At 29.1% G+C, this 18,302-nt stretch carries 16 protein-coding genes; 3 read left to right on the forward strand and 13 right to left on the reverse strand.

The features are described from left to right. Positions 1-217: 217 nt before the first annotated feature. The 7 genes from IGK61_RS09320 to IGK61_RS09350 form a co-directional block, all read right to left on the reverse strand. The gene (locus tag IGK61_RS09320) at positions 218-709 is read right to left on the reverse strand and encodes a hypothetical protein (protein ID WP_438844806.1); all 492 of its coding nucleotides are present in this window, start codon (positions 707-709) and stop codon (positions 218-220) included. A 2,493-nt stretch (positions 710-3,202) separates the two neighbouring features. Next, positions 3,203-5,050: a hypothetical protein gene (locus IGK61_RS09325; RefSeq protein WP_438844807.1), complete on the reverse strand. Its 1,848-nt coding sequence runs from the start codon at positions 5,048-5,050 to the stop codon at positions 3,203-3,205. Continuing rightward, on the reverse strand, positions 5,031-5,300 hold the full coding sequence (locus IGK61_RS09330) for a hypothetical protein (RefSeq protein WP_010736902.1): 270 nt from the start codon (positions 5,298-5,300) through the stop codon (positions 5,031-5,033). Before IGK61_RS09330 ends, IGK61_RS09325 begins: the two co-directional genes overlap by 20 nt. A gap of 469 nt (positions 5,301-5,769) precedes the next feature. Further along, positions 5,770-6,006, reverse strand: coding sequence for a hypothetical protein (locus tag IGK61_RS09335; protein WP_271773251.1), 237 nt, complete (start codon positions 6,004-6,006; stop codon positions 5,770-5,772). A gap of 23 nt (positions 6,007-6,029) precedes the next feature. Then, positions 6,030-7,304 (reverse strand): zinc ribbon domain-containing protein, encoded by a 1,275-nt coding sequence (locus IGK61_RS09340; RefSeq protein ID WP_438844808.1) that lies wholly within the window; start codon positions 7,302-7,304, stop codon positions 6,030-6,032. Then, a complete protein-coding gene (locus IGK61_RS09345; RefSeq protein WP_271773247.1) occupies positions 7,301-8,275 on the reverse strand; it encodes a zinc-ribbon domain-containing protein in 975 nt (324 codons plus the stop codon). The genes IGK61_RS09340 and IGK61_RS09345 overlap by 4 nt, the downstream gene beginning before the upstream one ends. Positions 8,276-8,555: 280 nt before the next feature. Further along, positions 8,556-9,125, reverse strand: a complete 570-nt coding sequence (locus tag IGK61_RS09350; RefSeq protein WP_271773245.1) for a recombinase family protein — start codon at positions 9,123-9,125, stop codon at positions 8,556-8,558. Between the two features lie 342 nt (positions 9,126-9,467). Between IGK61_RS09350 and IGK61_RS09355 the strand changes: the two genes are divergently transcribed. Both IGK61_RS09355 and IGK61_RS09360 read left to right on the forward strand, forming a co-directional pair. Beyond that, positions 9,468-10,007, forward strand: a complete 540-nt coding sequence (locus IGK61_RS09355) for a hypothetical protein (RefSeq protein ID WP_016620825.1) — start codon at positions 9,468-9,470, stop codon at positions 10,005-10,007. A gap of 133 nt (positions 10,008-10,140) precedes the next feature. Beyond that, on the forward strand, positions 10,141-10,764 hold the full coding sequence (locus tag IGK61_RS09360) for a hypothetical protein (RefSeq protein WP_270787940.1): 624 nt from the start codon (positions 10,141-10,143) through the stop codon (positions 10,762-10,764). A 49-nt stretch (positions 10,765-10,813) separates the two neighbouring features. Here IGK61_RS09360 and IGK61_RS09365 read toward each other — a convergent pair whose 3' ends face one another. Beyond that, positions 10,814-11,008 (reverse strand): hypothetical protein, encoded by a 195-nt coding sequence (locus IGK61_RS09365; RefSeq protein WP_271773242.1) that lies wholly within the window; start codon positions 11,006-11,008, stop codon positions 10,814-10,816. A gap of 336 nt (positions 11,009-11,344) precedes the next feature. Here IGK61_RS09365 and IGK61_RS09370 point away from each other — a divergent pair, with 336 nt between their 5' ends. Next, on the forward strand, positions 11,345-12,286 hold the full coding sequence (locus tag IGK61_RS09370) for a hypothetical protein (RefSeq protein WP_438844976.1): 942 nt from the start codon (positions 11,345-11,347) through the stop codon (positions 12,284-12,286). 26 nt (positions 12,287-12,312) lie between these two features. Here IGK61_RS09370 and IGK61_RS09375 read toward each other — a convergent pair whose 3' ends face one another. The 5 genes from IGK61_RS09375 to IGK61_RS09395 all read right to left on the reverse strand — a co-directional run bounded on the left by IGK61_RS09375 (position 12,313) and on the right by IGK61_RS09395 (position 18,193). After that, on the reverse strand, positions 12,313-12,885 hold the full coding sequence (locus IGK61_RS09375; protein ID WP_438844809.1) for a site-specific integrase: 573 nt from the start codon (positions 12,883-12,885) through the stop codon (positions 12,313-12,315). A gap of 207 nt (positions 12,886-13,092) precedes the next feature. Beyond that, complete coding sequence (locus IGK61_RS09380; protein WP_438844810.1) at positions 13,093-14,292, reverse strand: SIR2 family protein; 1,200 nt, start codon at positions 14,290-14,292, stop codon at positions 13,093-13,095. Further along, a complete protein-coding gene (locus tag IGK61_RS09385; RefSeq protein WP_438844811.1) occupies positions 14,261-15,574 on the reverse strand; it encodes a hypothetical protein in 1,314 nt (437 codons plus the stop codon). The genes IGK61_RS09380 and IGK61_RS09385 overlap by 32 nt, the downstream gene beginning before the upstream one ends. Positions 15,575-15,834: 260 nt before the next feature. Then, the gene (locus IGK61_RS09390; RefSeq protein WP_438844812.1) at positions 15,835-17,112 is read right to left on the reverse strand and encodes a hypothetical protein; all 1,278 of its coding nucleotides are present in this window, start codon (positions 17,110-17,112) and stop codon (positions 15,835-15,837) included. 103 nt (positions 17,113-17,215) lie between these two features. After that, positions 17,216-18,193, reverse strand: coding sequence for a tyrosine-type recombinase/integrase (locus tag IGK61_RS09395; RefSeq protein ID WP_438844813.1), 978 nt, complete (start codon positions 18,191-18,193; stop codon positions 17,216-17,218). Between the last annotated feature and the right edge of the window lie 109 nt (positions 18,194-18,302).

Consider the following 18,302-nt stretch of genomic DNA (forward strand, 5'->3'; position numbering starts at 1 on the left):
AATAACCAAAAACAGAAATTGTTATTGATTCGATTAGTGTTACTTCTTCTTCAATATTCTATGTGCTGTCCAATTAAACTACATTCGTTTTCATTCACTGTATAGCAATCTAACTCATTTTGTAAAAATTTGCAAACTTAAACTTTTTTCTATTGAAGATAGACCAAAGTCTATAAATTTACTTTTTAACTATTTCTCAATTGCAATTAAAATTATATTACCAAGGATTGGGTACTTCTTGAGCAGACAAAATAATTCTCACACTGCTATCTCTATTTCCTCTCCAAACATAAGCATCAGCATCAAGGATAACATCGAAGTCTTTCTCAATTTGCTTAGAGGTCATTCTTTGTACCATGTCTGCTTGCAGGTATGGATTTGAAGGTTGAACATCAATACCGTTTCCATATTGGTCAACCCTGGCAAAAATATTTACATACGCGTCATCTGATTTTGTATTATTTACGGTAGCTACTGCTTTCAAAACTTGAGTCTGTTTTCGAACGTCTGAATTTAAGTCAAATTCAGATAATTGGAAATCAACTCTACTAGTTGTTTCCCCATTAAAACTTATATCTACTATACCTTCTTGAATCTCTACAGGAACTTCTTTTTCACTACTTAATTCTGTTGCATTTGATAAAAGCGGGTTACTACCTACTAACAACAAAGTTGATAAAAAAGTTGTCGCTAATATATTTTTTTTCATTGTTCTAATACCCTCCAAATTTAAATAGTATTGTTACAAAAATAGTTTACAATATAATATTGGCGAGTGATTATCCGAACATTCGATTTTATTTCGAAAAAAGGGATAACGATTGTATTAATTTGTTGTTTTATGACTTAAAAGCATCTGATTATTTAAATATCTATTGTTTTAAAAAGTCTCCAAGACTCAATTAAATATTGATGATTCAAATTCATTGTCTAAGATGATGTTAAAATCCATCGTATTATTTTATACAAATAAAGCTTAGAAAAATCAAAGGTTTAAAGCACTACTGTCAAAATCCCTATAAAAACAAATGCCATTGCAACTAATATTTTAATAATTTAAATAAAGATTAGTTTTGAACAAATAAGAACAATAAGCATCTTTCATATAAATATATGTACTAAGCCTTGTACACCATAAAAAATATCTACTAATCAATATTGAAAAAACATACGGAAGAATCAAGTTTTATCCAGTTAAATAAATAGTAAAGTGCTTTCAAATTAAGAGAAAATTAATGTTAAATAATAATTTAAAGTATGATTTGCACTCCAAATAACGAACTTTTCTATAATTACTAACAAAGGAAAACGACTTATAAACGATTGTTCTATTTTCTTGAAACATTGGTATAGTCAATTTTTGTAGAATTAGATTAATGATTACACAAGTATAGGCTAGTATCGTTCAACAATATATTTCCATGAATTTTAATACCGACAGTATTTTTTTATTTATTAGAAAAAAATAGTCATTTAGATAAAATCCTAATAAGTGGAATGATTTTATCTGAATGACATAATTCATGAATTTTTAGTTATTTCCAAGACTCTCAATTTGCTATTTGTTTTAAAAATAAGCGTAAGTACTTCAACATTTTAAATTTTATCAACCTTTGAATTAGAAGACAAATGTGAATTCTGCTCCTGATTCAACTCTAAGATAATTTTAGATACCACTTCTATTAGTTCCGCTCTATCCCGAAATTATCGTCAAGAATCACTTAAAAAATGACCTTAAAAAAAGCCAGTAAAATCAGTAGTTTTATACTTGTTGACAATAATACAAGATTATTGTAACATCAACGATTTTTATATCTATTTTTCAAAAAACACCTATCAGATGCAATGAAAAAATTTTTGTGGGGAATTAACCACTATCTTTCATCTGAGAGATGTTTTTTGCATTTACAATTTACATGAATACTGATTGAGCACTTATTTATCAATGGTTATATGTAAATTCTCAAATCTAAATCTAGCACAACTAAAATCTATTAGTTTCCAATTTAACAATGAATAAAAATAATTTTAGTATTTAAAGGCTTTGAAGTATTTACTCTATAATTAAAATCAATCCTACGCTGCCTAGAATGCGTTCTAAGCGATTTTAATTTTTTGTGTATAATTTATCAAAAATAATTTTCAACACTCTATGGGAATAAAACAGGCTAATCAAAACGAATCACAAGTTATTTTAATATAAGAATTATAGTTTGGAATAAATTATATAGTTTATGATATATTCTTGTTTTGATGATGTTTATAGATTATTTTCTCAAAAGATATTTAAATTACAATCCATGAATAATTATCACTGTTTTGTTATATGTTAAATTCTAAGCAGCAAATTTTAGCTATTTTACTGAACCTATAATTCTCTGTTTAATACGGTGGTAAACCACCGATTTATCAATGCTTAATAGTAAAAATTCAAAAAAATGAAAATAAAGTCGCTCAAAAGTCGCTTTCTTCTAGGGAAAAATTGCAGTTCGTTTTAGCGGTATATAATATTATAGAAAAAAATAGAATTTTTTTGAAAAAGACCTTTAAAAACATCCCCTTTTTCTAGGAGAAAATCGAGATTCATTTTAGGTGTATAAAATAGAATATACTAATATATACCCCTATAATGAATTGATAAAAACCTATTGATTTTATTGACTTTTATTAACCTATTTTTTCAAAAATTAAAAAAATTAGATGAAATTCAAGAGAATATTATTCCTAATTCTCTCTATTAATTAAGCAAGATGTAATCTTGCTGGCACCAAAAGATAAATATTAATATATCAACGTTTTACAGCTGTTTTTATCACACAATTATCAAATGTAAATAGGTTTTTGCGTAAAGATATGTGTGAAAATAGGTAGATTACCCTAGATTTTATTGACTTTTTTTAACCCCATCGTTTTGAAGAATAAGTATAATAAAATTTTTTACACGATTTTTAGAAAAAACATTCAAATTTATCAGGAAAAAAGGGGCAAAATTAAGGGTCGCGTTTTATAACAATAGAATAGAATATATATATCTATTATTATAAAACGTTTTGGTCAATAAAAGTTAGATTTTATAGGGACTTTCTTTATGTATCATATTAGTTTTTATGTAAATAATCTATTGACAATAAGGAATTGTCTGATAATACTTAACTAAAAAATAGAAAAAACAGGTATCAATTCCTACCTGTTTCATTAATACCTATTCTCTTCTAAATAATATTACTTTCGGTGAATACTTCTCAACAACACTTAAATCTCTGTATAAATCCTTGGTTAATCGTTCTCTACTAATATCATATTTATTATAAATATCAGCTCTAATTTTCTCATACCTTTTTTTGGTATCCATCACTTTCATCCTTCTATTCTTAGCTAATTTAGAAATAAGCTCTGATTCAAAAAAGTAGCCTTTAGTTTCCAATTCTGTTACAAGAATTTTTACAGCTGCTTTTTCTAATGCAATACTTGACTTAGGTAAATTCTTATTCTGTTTACTCATGGTTATTAACCCCTTTTCTTCTAAAGGAGTGTATGCCTGTGGAAAGTCACGCTTAGCTTTTTCTTCCCCGAACAATCTATAAATCAATTCATAACCTAGTCCAGAAATCGTTACTCTATTTTGAACCATTTTTTTAGCTATCGCTTGGGCATTTTGAATATCTATAGTTGGAACATAAACATTACTAGTTCTAATTTGTTCTGAATCTTTTTTTTGTTTATCTATCAAATCATCAAATATATCTTTAGGAATCTTATTAGTTTCAACTTTATGAATTAGTTCTGTAACAGTGACAACATTTAAAATATTCCACATTTTCCCCTCGGAAATATTATATCCTAAATTATCTTTCACTAGTTTTGTATATGACTTTATCGAAAGAAAATTCATATATTTTACTTCTCTTGTCTGTTTATCAATATATGTGTAATCAAATATTAAATCTAACAGGATGCTAATTTCTTTTCTATATCTACTCAGATATGTATTCAATTCAGGAAAATTTAAAATTAATGTATTTTTTTCTAATGCTTTTTGAAGTTCCAAAGCATTAAGCCTTGCTTCACCTATTTCACTACTCCAAGAAATGGTGCTACTAGTGATATTGATTAAAATTTCAACAATTTTCGTATATGATTTGATTCCTAATAGTTTTCCAACAACCCTAATAATATCTCCCTGAAAAGGAGAAGTGTTACTAAAGCATTTGTATAAATAAGTATCATATTCTTTGTTTAAGAAAACACTCGCACTAGGACTTTCCTCTTCATGAAAAATATCCATAAAGGGATTTCCTTCAGGCAATTCTAATAGTTCCTGCATATCTAAAGATTTAAAATAATTCCCTGCAACAATAGCATCAGGAAAATCTCCTGCAAAATTATTCCCTAATTTTTCTTTTACTAAGTCATACTTGCCTTTTTTCAGTAGTTCATAATTTGGTAAAGACTCCTCGATTACATCACCACTTATAGTTTCTACAACCTCAGACACTTCTGTATTTGCTGTCTGTAACAGTGCAACAGTATCTAATCGATTATCCCAATCAATCACTTCATATCCACTATTACTTCCAAAGAACATTCTACTTGTTTGCCCAACACTACTGTCTGCTTGAGGATATAATTTAAATAGTTCTTGATATATTTGTTCAATTTCTTTATTAGAAGTAACCACTTTATCTAATCGAAAAACCACACGAAATTTATCTAGGTTAGAATTTTTATCACTAAACGTTTTATATATAAAACAAGCATATTCTTGCATCAACGAATCAGATTCCAAGTCTTCCAATGTATACAAATTATTTTCATCTTTATTATCAAAATCGAGCATTATTAATTCTTGACCAATAATCTCTGTATACTTAGACAACTTAGGCTCTTTTAATTCAGCTAATACAACAGTTTTACCGTCCACAGCGAGTTCTTCTGCAAATTCCTGCATTGAAATATCTACTAATGTATTCATTACAGTGTTAGATATTTTGCGGATGGTTATTGGATTGGGTTTTTCTTTATTCGGAATATTACTTAGATATACTTTCATACTCTCTGTCCTCCAACATTAGTAATCTACCGTATTTTAAAACGATTACTTTCTCTAATAATATCGTTTTTTCTTCTGTCAATCCACGTTTTCCTTTTCGAAAATTATGTAGATTTTGATTGTGAATACCAATGGCTTTAGAAAAAACGTTCATTTTTACCCCATAAATTTTGTCCAATATATGTAGCCAAGCCTTTACTTTTTCTTGTTTCTCAGTCAATTCCTCTGCTGTTAATTTTTTTGAATTCATTTAATTTATCCTCCGAAATTATTTTATTAATCAATTTAGGTCCGGACTATATCATCAATTATCAACTGAAGTCAAGAATGGATATCATTTTCGGACAACAAAAAATAATTAGTGTATTTTTATTAAAAGAATGCTCTTATTTTCTTGTTCCGTTCTTAGATATATCGAAACCATTAAAAACATTGATATATCAACGTTTATTTTATTTTCCATCTTAAATTCGACCTAAAAAACACCTTAAATTGAACATGAAGTGGATAATTCCCCATAAAAATTTTTTCGTGAAGTCTGAGAGGTATATTTTCAAAAAATCCATTGAAAAATCGTTTATATTACAATAATCTTGTATTTCTGTCAACAAGTAGAAAACCCTTGATTTTACTGGCTTTTTAAAGGGTCATTTTTTAAGTGGTTTTTGACAATATTTTTGAGATAGATTTTTGAAAAAAAAGAAGAGACATGACTTTACTCACATCTCTTCTAACAATTCTTTTTCAACTTTATCCATGTGCTTATTCCACAATTCCAGCACTAAATCCTTGGAAAATAACAATTCTTCCTGCTCTTTATCGGATAATTTTTCAAATTCACTATATAATTCAACTGATAATCTGTTTAAAACAACTTGAGGTATAATTACGTGGGCTGTCACAAACGTTCGTTTCACCTTATTTTTCACATATTTTTTTATTGACAACTGATTCAAATTACCTCTATCCTTCTTTGAAATTAATCTGCTTTCTTATAAGTCATGTAACCATTTTGATAGACAATTGCTGTGCCTGCTCGATTTGTAACTTCTTCACTGCCTTCAGAATTAATACGTATATTAAATTCATACATTTCCTTTTCTTCAGTAATAAATTCATAAGAAACTTTCTCTGGAAGTCCTATCGAATCTTTAAATTTGCTGAAATAGATTGTCGCATCATCTTTAGAAGCTATTTCCATTGCTGATGTATCAAATGCTATTTTTTTCATTGCATCTACTTTCGCACTTGGCTTATTTTGGAATACGTTATATGCTTCAACCTGTTCAGGGTCATACATGGCTATTTGATTATTAATAGAAATCGTATCTTTATCTATTAGGGTGATAGGCGTGATTGTGGTATCGTAAACTGTCTTATCCATGCTGATAAGGGGTGTGACAATATAATAAACTTTATTTTTCATATCATACTTTACTGCATTCATATATCCAGTCATACCACTTCCTTGAAAAGCACCCCAACTTAATTGATTTTCAGGATAATTAAAGTGATAGATATCACCTAATTTATTATCTGAAAGATTAAAATGCCAGCCAACATGCTCATTAAAGTAATCTTCAAAATCCGTTTTTATCGTCACGATATCTTTTGCCAATTCATTGGCTTTATCATTTAATTTTGTATCATTGATGCTTTGAATAGAGTTTTCTAGTGTGTCAATGTCCGTTAAATCAATCATAGCGATATTCCAACTATTGATTGTTTCTTCCACACTTTCAAGCATATCAAATTGTCGGTTATAATAATTAACGATTGAACGTAATCCTTTGGAAAAAGTATCATCTCCTTTAATTTCAGGTGTTTCTTCACGAGTACCTGATTTAATGGTCAAATACGTAGAATCGAAATTATCTGGAATAGCTTCATCAAATAGTTGATTGACTTTATCCCGAATATTTACTTTTTCTCTTACTTCAGCCAATTGCCTTTTATACTCTAACTTATCTCCTGATACTGCCCAAAGACTTTTCCCCATTTTCTTTACTTTTTGTTCATCTAAATCCATATTTGGAACCGACTTTGTGCTATCAGAATATAGATTATTGTAATTATCAATAAATTCACTTTCTACATGTTTTTTATAAAACCAAAAACTGCAACAAATAATAATAATGCCAACTAAACTAATTAACACAGATTTTCTGTTAAAAAATCTTTTTGATGGATTTTCTTTACATTTCGGGCATTGATTATCTACTAATTTCTCTCCGCATTTACTACAAAATTTCATTTATCATACTCCTTAATCACATTCCATGTAGGCGTTACTATCATCAGAATGATTCCAATCACTACAAATAAAATCCCAAATCCGATAGAATTTGAACCACTTATATCCAAATACTCTGAGGAAACTGAATAAGTTTTTATTTCAGAAATTATTTTAAACAAAAATAAGCCATTCGCTATGAGTAGTAACATTTGGAAAAATTTACTAACTACATGGTTGATGAACAACAGAACAAATGAAATCATCGGAATTATCAGAATAACAATTAATAAAAACTGATAGCCACCATCCATCTTAGAAAGAAACGTTAGATAATCATACAAAGTAATGGTAGTGTCTATCCCATACCCAAAACCATTAATCTCACCTTGAAGTATTGGTGCTAAGAAAACGCCTGTATAATAGCACACTATGCCGATTAACGAGACGACCCAGCTATAATAAATCTTACTTGATTCATTATCCACTTGTGTCTCACCTGATTCGCCCTGATATTCATTTTCATCATCTGAAACTTCACTCTTACTATTTAATAGTGGTTCTATATTTTCCTTTGTAACCGTTAGATTTTTAGTAGCGGTTTGAATCAGACCATTGGCAAACTCTCGTATTTCTTCCTTATCAATTGTTTTTACGGTTTCTTTCACTTTCTTGTTCCATGAATGTTCTGAACTATTTTTGCTATTGGCATACCAGTAACTAAAAATGATAGCTAAAAAAAACAATAGCCATCCTAATATTAGTTGTATAGATAATATCAACATAATAATCACTATAAAAGCAAAGACAATAACAAGATTATTTTGAATAAAAGATTCTAAATACTGAGCTTTTTTTTGATTCAAGCGAAAAATATTTAATTGTGTCTCAAACTGTCTTCCAATTTGTTCGCCTTTCAAGCTCTTGCCACATTCTTCACAAAAATTCGAACCTTTCGCTAACTTCTCTCCACACTGACTACAATAATTCATTTCTGACACTTCCTTATTTTTTACTTGTTTGAATGATTATTTTTATCCCATCTTTTAAAGCCATAAAATCCACCTTTTTTTCATGTAGTAAGAGGTAAATAATCAAGGTTTTTGCCACGTCAAAAAAAGCCTGCTTTATCAACTTCAAATCATTGATAAGACAGCCTTTACCTGTTCGTTATTTTTTTATTTGTTCATCGGTAAAAAACCTTGATTTATTACCGGTCATAATCTTGCTTCCCTTTTCTATGTTACCTTCAGTCGAAAAATTAATCAAGGGTTATTTTCTGGATAAACCCTCATTTTTAGCTACATTATAAACTGTTTTCACGCTAACATTACATTTCATAGCAATTTCATTTAGTGATAGCTCTTTTTTATCATACAATTTAATAATTCTCTTTTTTACGTTATTTTTAATAGGTGGTCTGCCCAATCGTTTATCTGTATTCGCTAGTGCTTCTTTTGTTCGAATGCTGATGTTCTCTGCTTCAAATTCAGCTATTGCTGCAAGCATCGTATAAAATAATCTACCTTGAGCAGTTTTAGTATCTACATTTTCCTGAATACTTTTTAAGTAAACACCCCTTTCGTTCAATTCCGACATTAAATTAACTAATTGTCTTGATGACCTGCTCAATCTTGATAGATTATATACAAGTAACGTATCTCCTTCACCCAAACTATCTAGAGCTTTTTGAAATTCACTTCGATTCTCTTTTCTTCCAGATATTTGTTCTGCATAAATAATGGACGGTGAAAACTTTTCTATCGCTTTCTTTTGGACTTCCAATCCAAGTTCTTGTCTATTTGTTGACGTTCGAATATAGCCGATAATTCTATTATTCATATATATACCTCCTTTTTTGTTCTTAGTTTAGTTCAAATTAGCTACTTTATATACGAAAATACCCTAACTTCAGGGAAAGTTAGGGCAATTGAAAAACATTTAAAGATTTAGAGGTCATTATAAATGGTTTTTCGTCAAGGTAACTATATTATCTCATCAAATATAACGATTGTCCACAAAATGAATCATGCCTTTACTTTTCTATTATATCCCCTTAACCAAAGCATTATTTGCTTATTTATCAACTTATACACAGCATTTCTATACTCTGGAAATTTGTAATAAAAACTCAGATTCGATATAATAAAGAGGTGATAAAATAACACAAATGAGGTATTTTTAATGACAAATGGAAGCTCACAAGGACTATTTGTAGTTGTAGCAATCGTAATATTCGGTATTTTTGTATTCTTGAGTTATTTACTGTTTAGGGACATTATGAGTCCTAGTTTATCAGGGATTTTCAAGGATGGTTTAGAGCAAGCTGAAAATAATTTGATAAATACGGCAACTGACAATCCCATAATAAATTCTGAAATATCCATTGAAATCAGCGACTTGAATTTCAATTTTAACAAATTGGATTTTGATAGCCCTACTTTCCCGAGGCTATCAGAGAATATCAATGTGACAATCAAAAATCTAACAGACAAGGAATTATCATATAAAGTAAAATTTTCAGCTGAGGGTAAAGGTTTATTTATCGGAGATATAGATACAACTGATATTAATTCAATTTATGCAACCGAATTAGAAAAAACAATAAAATTAAAGCCAAACGAAGTACATCAATTTGATTTTATTGGCATATTAAATGCTCATGAATATGAGTCTAGTAGACCTGAAACTTATAGTATCAACTCCTCAGCAACCAAAATATAAATTATTAAATTTTTTTTGGCTAGTAAAGAGCCGTTATGCTAGACAAACTCCAAAATCATCATGTCGGTCAATTTTTATAAATAGGAATAAAATAATCAACACATTTTTTTTATACAGAGAAAGGAGGTTAATAATGTCAGATGGGAGTTCACAAGGACTATTTGTAGTTGTAGCAATCGTAATATTTGGTATTTTTGTTTTCATAAGTTACCTATTATTTAAAGATACTCTTAAGCCAAGTTTGGCAAATATTTACTGTGATAGTTTTGAACAAGTTGGTGAAGATACTAATTTATTAGATGGTAGTGAAGGTAACTGTGTAGGGAAATTTCATAATTCATTTGAAGTTAAAGGTTATATAGGTGTTTGGTTTCAAAACGTATATGCCGGTCCAGATATTTGGACACCTGATAATACAGGTATGAGAACAATTAATTTGAAGAAATTGAGTAGTGTTAGTATGCCTATTATAGAAGATGGTTATGTATTGATAGATGCTATTTCAGACAATAACGTTGGCGTTAAACAGGAAGCCATAGACAAAGGTTTTGGAAACAACCAAAATAGAAGCACCACTATTGACATAAACGGTGTTAGTTATAGATTTAGTGAGGTATCTTACGGTAATGGTTATTATAAATTGAGTGAAGGTGCTAGGATGAAGGTTAATGCAATAAATCATATTAAAATTACTTATACAAATGTTCATGGTGGAAAAACTACCTATAACATTCAAGTTAGAATAATAAATGAGTAAAGTCTATTAATAAGCTAAGACGAGCAAATAATGTGTATAGGGGTATGAATTATTTGTTCGTCTTTCTTGTCCCCAAAGTCAAATACCTTTCTTTCATATCACCATTTTCTTTGTCAACAATTCTAACTATGTCATTCAAATTTCCATCATTAGTTTCAGGATGGTATAATTTAGATATATAGTAAATTGAAAATGGATAATTACGAGATGGATACTTAAGAGAAATTTCTCTTTTTTCTCTCAAGTTTTCTCCCCCTACATTATCCTTACATCAGCAATTTTCATACCTTACATTATCCCTGCATCAACCCTACATAAAGTGCTTTTTCGATTTTATGGATGATAACTTTTAGATAACTTTCGTGATAACTTTTTGAAAACTCGGTGATTTTTGATGAAGTTTTACAAATTTTGAATGGAAACCTCCGTGAATTTTTCGAAACAGCAGCTACCTAAAAAAATTTCTAAAATTTGAACAAGAGATTCCTTACTATGTAGGGGTCACAAAATTGGATTATTTCGACCTTTCCCAACTATGTAAAAATGGATACTTTTGAGAATGAAAATTATTGAAAAAAATATGCAAAAAATTATTGGAGGGAGTGAATTTGAAAAAAATATTGTCAACAAAAGAGCGATTGATAGTGATGAATTATTACAACTAATTGTCGAATCTAACGGAATTTATGAATCCGCCTTGGAAAAACTACTACAATGCAATAGAATCAGCTTAGAAGCTCGTTTAAGCACTTTAAAGAAGCATAAATGGATTTCTAAGGAAAAGTTGTCCAAGCACTTCTATTATTCTAAGAAGTTTGATTTAGACAATTTAAAGCACTTGGACTTACAAGCCAATGCCTTACAAAAAATGTTAGCACTAGGATTTAGAACAGCTAATCTTTCAATAGCTACGAATCAACAAAAACAAGTGACTGCTTCTTTTTATAGTTCTGTAAGAAATATCTATAATCATAAAAATTTCAGTCAGAAGCCACAAGCTTCCCAATTGTTTAATCAATGCTTATCCAATGAGAATAAAGAATTTTATATGAAATTCACAGAATATCAACACGTTCAAATACCGATTCAATTTTCTAGTGCTATTGATGAGAATCAATTACCCCACACTCATTCTTTAGATACTTTAGATATTATTGCAATCCCTACTAAAGAACAATTACCTGCTATTAGAAGTAAACTCAGAGATTTTAATATGTATAAAGTGCAGAATAATACAGAATTTATTCGTGATGACATCCTAATCTATATTCAAAGCGAAGACTGCTTCTTTTTCTATGCGAAAAACGAACAACGACAATGGATATTATATAGAATTGAAAGACTATTTGCATTCATTTATTATTTGTCTAATTATTTTAAATCCAATGAGAAAATTACTTTTTCAAATGATGTAGAAAAATATACCAAGTTAGAAACTTTATATGCAAAAAGCAGTGAAAATAGAAAACAATATAATACAATTGCTAAAAAGAAAGCAAAAAAGAAGCACAGTCTTAGTTGACTGTGCTTTTACTTTTATAACAATACTTATTGAAATGGATTAAAATTATCAAGACTAGATTGAAGTTCTTCTTCCTCTATACCAATATATCGGAGAGTAACACTCTGAGAGCTATGGTTCAAAATCTTCATTAAGCTTGTTAAATCCTTTGTTTTTTTATAGTAACTATATCCAAACGTTTTCCTTAAGCTATGCGTTCCGATATAATCTAGATTGAGTAATTCAGCAGTCTTTTGCATAATCTTATAGAACTGATGTGTAGCTAAATGTTTCGTATTATCCCTAGGAGATGGAAATAACCACTCGCTTTGTCCATCGTGCTCTTCATCTAGATATATAATGATTTGATTAGTCAACTGCATCAAGTTAAGTGTTCGCTTCTTTCCTGTCTTTTTCTCAATAATATCAGTCTTGAGCTTTCCTTTCACGTCATTAACTTTTAGATTGAGTATATCCGAAATTCTTAATCCTGTAAAAACACCAAACACAAAAATCGTATAATCTCTTTGTCCATGTTTATTTCTTAGTAATTCAGATGCAAAATTCTTCAATACCTCTTTATCTTTAATTGGTTTGACATTAATTTTTCTTTGTGCCATTTTCCTCCCTCCATAATTTAATAAATATGGATACTTTCACCATCATACACCCTTAAACCATCCAAATTTACAAAATCACAGTCTTAACTATTGGTAGAATAGGATTTACAATGGATAGAAATTACAAAAGTATCCCTTTAAGGTCCTTTATAACATCGTTACTAGTAAGTTGCAAATTTGTGGAACAAAAAAGAGTAGCTATTAGAGCTACTCTATATAAATATTTCCTAATATATATTCAATCATAAATTCATACTGATTTTTAATATCAAAATTAGTTGATTTAATATTAATAAACCTTACGTTTGTTGTCTTCAATAGTTCATCTTTTTTCTGTCTATCTCCATTAATCATTACATAATAATTTGTGCAATACCCCTTATTAGACTCACAGATTTTCCCAAATTCATCACTAAAGTATGTGTCATCCATAGAAAAGCCTAAAAATAACATAGAATGTTTATTTATCAGACCAGAAAGGATTCTTTTTTTCTCTTCAGAATCATATAAATTATTATAATCTTCATTAGTAACCACCATTGAATCATAATTTTTAATAGTACCATGGATATGGAATATATATTGTGTTTCATCCAAAGATTCAAATCCTTGGAATGAAGAAATGTCTCTTGATTCTTCATATCCTGAACATAGTAATAAACTCGTTTTTTCTAGTAAATCATCATAATTTGTTGTAATAATATATTCTGCATCCAATTTTAATATATCAGGTATTATTGAATTCAGTAAGATTTCATTAGGAATAGTTTTTTTTATTTCAGGAGCTATTATTTCTTTTTTTAAATCTTTATCATCCTGAATCAAAGGATGCACTCTTTTGACCATTTCTATAATTTTATCAATATTTTTTGATTCATATTCTAAATCAAAGTAAGGTATATACTCATCAGATATCTTATCTTTAGCTTTTTTAAAAAGCTCTAACCATAATGGCATCCCTACATTTTTACTTATACCAGAACCAACAAATGGAATGACTCTATCAATATTACTTCTTACATCCTCCATAACAATTTTAGAATCTGAATCATAATAATCTTTAATTAATTGAATATTATTTTTCGAGAGTTCACTTAAATAATTTGGGGAATATAGCTCAAAATATTCATGTTCTATAACTTTAAATCCACATATTTCACACTTTTTTTCTAACAGTTCAGCATCATAAATATCATCATCACATTCATATGAAAATTTTCTTTTAAACATTTTTTTTCCCAATAATTCTTTAAAAATTTCTACAGAATCTTCTTCTGGCATATATTTTTTTATCAAGTCCAAATAATGTTTTTCCCGAAAGTATTTATCTCCATTCAAAGCAGTCATATTTAACAACTTGTTCCATTTTTGATTATTAATAAATAGCGTTTCTAATTTCTCTTTCAATATGCTCGGTCATCCCTTTATTCTTATATTTTGAATTTTTTAAAGTTAATGAAAATATTTCCTCAGTTATTTTAATTGTTGTTTGACTTACCTCTAATTCTGAACGTTCGGCAAAAAAATCAGTATCAAACCAAGCTAAAGTAAATTCATCTAGTTCTCCCGCAATTTCTATATCAGTATTTAAGCTATAAAAAATTGATTCAAATGTTAATGGGAACTTTCTACCTCTTGTTGTTGCTTTTCCACGGGCTAACTGCTGTCCTCTGAAGCTAATCTTAGTAGGATAGCATACTGCACCTGCTTCTTTCGCTTTTTTTACCAAATCACGTTCATTGTAGCCAGTTGTAATAAATTCTCCTAAATAATTAGAAAAAATTCGTTTAATTAACATTTCAGTTTTCTCAGTGTCTAACTTTACTTTACTATTCATTTTATTCATTTCACTAAATATTTTTCGAATTTGTCTTTTTAAAATAGGAGATAAAGAAGCATTCAACTCTTCAGAATAATCACCTATCATTAGGCTATTCATTTTATTACAAAAGTTAAACATTTTAGCTCTATTTATACAACAACTATTCTTATAAGAAACAAAATCAAAAGAAAAAAAGCTATTTATTAATGTTCTAATGTGCTTAAAAAAAGCAATACTTGAGGATATAGAGACGTTGTTATCATTCTTAATTTTAAATCCTCCCACCTTTCCATTAACATAGAAAGTAGTATATCCAGTTTTTCTATCCAAATATATGATACAAACTCTTAATGAAGAATTTTCATCCTTATCTAAAAATTTTACACTTGCCATTATGTGAACACTATTTTCATCATAATCTATTACAGGAAAATATAACTCGTTCAAATTTTTTGAAGAAATTCTATCCAAAAGATTGTATCCTGAGTCAGAAAAATCATCATGATAATTAGTTGGTGTGTTATTCAAACTATATTTGCTAGAAATATTTCTAATTCCTGATTTAATATTTTCATCTGTAATATTTATAGACGACCTCTCTAAGAAAATATTGCTACAGTTAAATTTAATATTTTCTATAATAAGTTTGTTAAGTTCTATAACTGATAACAACTTTTTTTCTAATATATAATAAAATATATTATGCAATGTGTTTAACTCATCAAATAAATTATCATCTAAAGTTTTTCCTTTTTGTTCAATAGCCTTCAGCAAAACTTGTTTTAATTCTTTTTCATGGATTACATTTACATAAGATGAAGCCCGATAATCAATACTTTGATTAATTACTTCAAAAACTTCTTCCATAAGAAATAACTCCCTACTATAATATGAGATTTTAATTTAATTATATCATATTATGTAAGTAAACGCTTAAATTCTATTGATTTAAATAACACCACTAAAAATTCACATTAATTATTAAACAACGTTTTGTACTTTTTCCGTTAAGTATAGGTAATTCATCGCAGATATTTAATTTTAATTCTATACAAAAATATACACGAGAAGTTAGACAATCAATCTATCTTCTCGTGTATATTTAATTTCCTCTCTATTACTTATTATTAAATAAATAAATCGCCCAAACCTAGTAAATCCGCAGCAGGAATAGCTGATTCATCAGCTACTGCAGTATTTTCTTTTACAGGTTTTTCATCTGGAACTGTTACTGTTTCAGTAGCTTCTTTTACTTCAGTTCCTGAAGTATTACCATCTTCATCTTTTTTGAATTGGTTATTTCCTTTGGCAGTTTCTAACACTTTACGAGCAAATTCAACATCGTTTTGAGTTAGATATTGTTCTTTCAATGAAGTAAAGTAAGCTCCTTTATCTTCCATATAAGATTGGTATTCATCATTTGTAAACTCTTGTAAGTTTGCATGTGATTTTTCCCAAGCCAAGTCTGCTTTTTCGATTAAATCTTTAGATTTTCCTAAGATTTCATCTACAAATGCTTGTGTAATACAAGATTTTTCAGTAGACATCGCACGAATTTCTAAGTCTGCTGCTGAATTCATTTTTTCATTACGGACAGGGAAGTCTAATTCAAAGTCAATAAACGCTGTTTTAACTTCTTGACCAGTAGCATCAGTAAATGAATGAATCATTTCAGGTGCTAATTGACGATTACGTCCTGCATCTTGTAATGCTTTGGTGAATTTTTCAATACGTTTTTGAGATACTTTCATTAATAGTGGTTTCCAAATTGGTAAACCGTTTGTTCCTAATTTTACAGTAGAAACTTTTTCTATACCGAAATCTCCTGCAACTTCTTTTGTTTCAGATTCAAAACGCAACACTAACATGTATGTTTCATAGTTTGTTTCTTTACGTTGGTTGTTGTAAGAAGCACGAACTCGGTCACCTTCATTTAAAGAATCAATGAATGCTTTTTTCTCAGCATTATCTTTAGGAATTGCTTTAAACTCTTCCAAAGAACCATATTTTTCTTCAATTTTAGCGAAACGAGCAGTTGTTTGCAAACTTGCTAGGGTACACAATGCACAATATTGACCACGTTCAGCAATTTCTTTCCCTTTTTCAAAGTCAACTTGAGATAGTGGGTTCATACAGCGGATAGAGTATGGAGAATAAGTTCCACCTTTAGGTCCTTGTAATTTAATAAATCCACGTTTTTCAATGTAATGAATTGGTGCTGAATAAATCAACATTTTGGGTTGACCGTTTTCATCCAACACATAAGGAATTGTTAAACGTTGTAAATCACCCATTTCATAATCTAAATCTCCACGAACAAAAAATCCTCCACCAGTTCCACCTGAACCAGTTCCTTTAGCACGTTTGTTACTTGCAACTTCTCCCCAAGACCATGTTTTAGCCATGTTGTGTGTCCTATAAAAATATGAATTTAAAATTCTTACATAATCTGATTCTATATTTACTTTAGATTTCTATTAGTTGATATTAAAACTACCAACAACACTTTTAAATCGTCTGCAATGGTGAATAATTGACCGCTTTACTAATTTCATCCTCAATATTTAAACTTCTCAGATACACCTCAGTCGTTTTTATTGAAGCATGCCCTAGTAGTTTTTGAATTCTATAGATATCAGTACCATTCCGAACCAATTTTTGGGCAAAATAATGCCGAAAACTGTGTGGACTTACCCGAATAGATTTTCTAATCTTGCATTGATTCCCAATTTTTATGATTGCTCGTTCAGCTAAGATATAGTTGTATTGTTTACCTTCTCTTGTTAAAAATACATAATTCTCTATATTCTCTATTTCATTATATTCAAAAAAGGAATTTGCTACTCGCTTGTATTTTATATATTCTTTATAAATCAATGGTGAACAATGAACAATCCTATCTTTCTTCCCTTTCCCATTTTTAACAAATAACTCTTTATTAGTGATGTGAACAACTTTTAAGTTCATTACCTCACTGATTCTTAGTCCTGTATCTATAAGAATTAGTAAGAGCAAATAATCTCTTTGATTCGTGAATTTTGTTTGATAGCCAGTGTGTTGCTTATCCATTTTCTGAGGTTTAAAGAAAGTTAACTTCTTCGCTACTTTCAACATTTCTTTGATTTCCATATCATTAAATGTCTGAATAATTACCTTACGCTCTTTTACCCACTTAACACGCATACAGGGGTTTCTATCGTATCGGACATAATCTTCATCCACACAATACTTAAAATACGCTCTGATGCTTCTTAGATGACTATTCACATATGTTTCAGCACAGCCCTCCTCTAATTTCATCAACATGAATTGCCGAATGCTTTTTGGTGTCACGTCTTCAATAAAGTATATCTGCTCTTTTTTCAAAAATTCAAAAAACAGTTTCAAAAACTTCTGATGCTTCTTTATCGTCTTTTGTGAGATTCCTCTGGCTTTTTCGTTGAATAACATTTCTTCTAATAGTTCCTCTAACCTGTAATTTTGCAAAACAAAAACTCCTTTACCAACTTTTTCTAAAAGTTAATAAAAGAGTTCAGAAATTATCGTCTCATTAAGTATGGTATCCGTATCGAAAATACCCTCATTTTATCTGGTA

Source organism: Enterococcus sp. AZ063 (assembly GCF_051715045.1).
GTDB lineage: Bacteria > Bacillota > Bacilli > Lactobacillales > Enterococcaceae > Enterococcus_D > Enterococcus_D casseliflavus.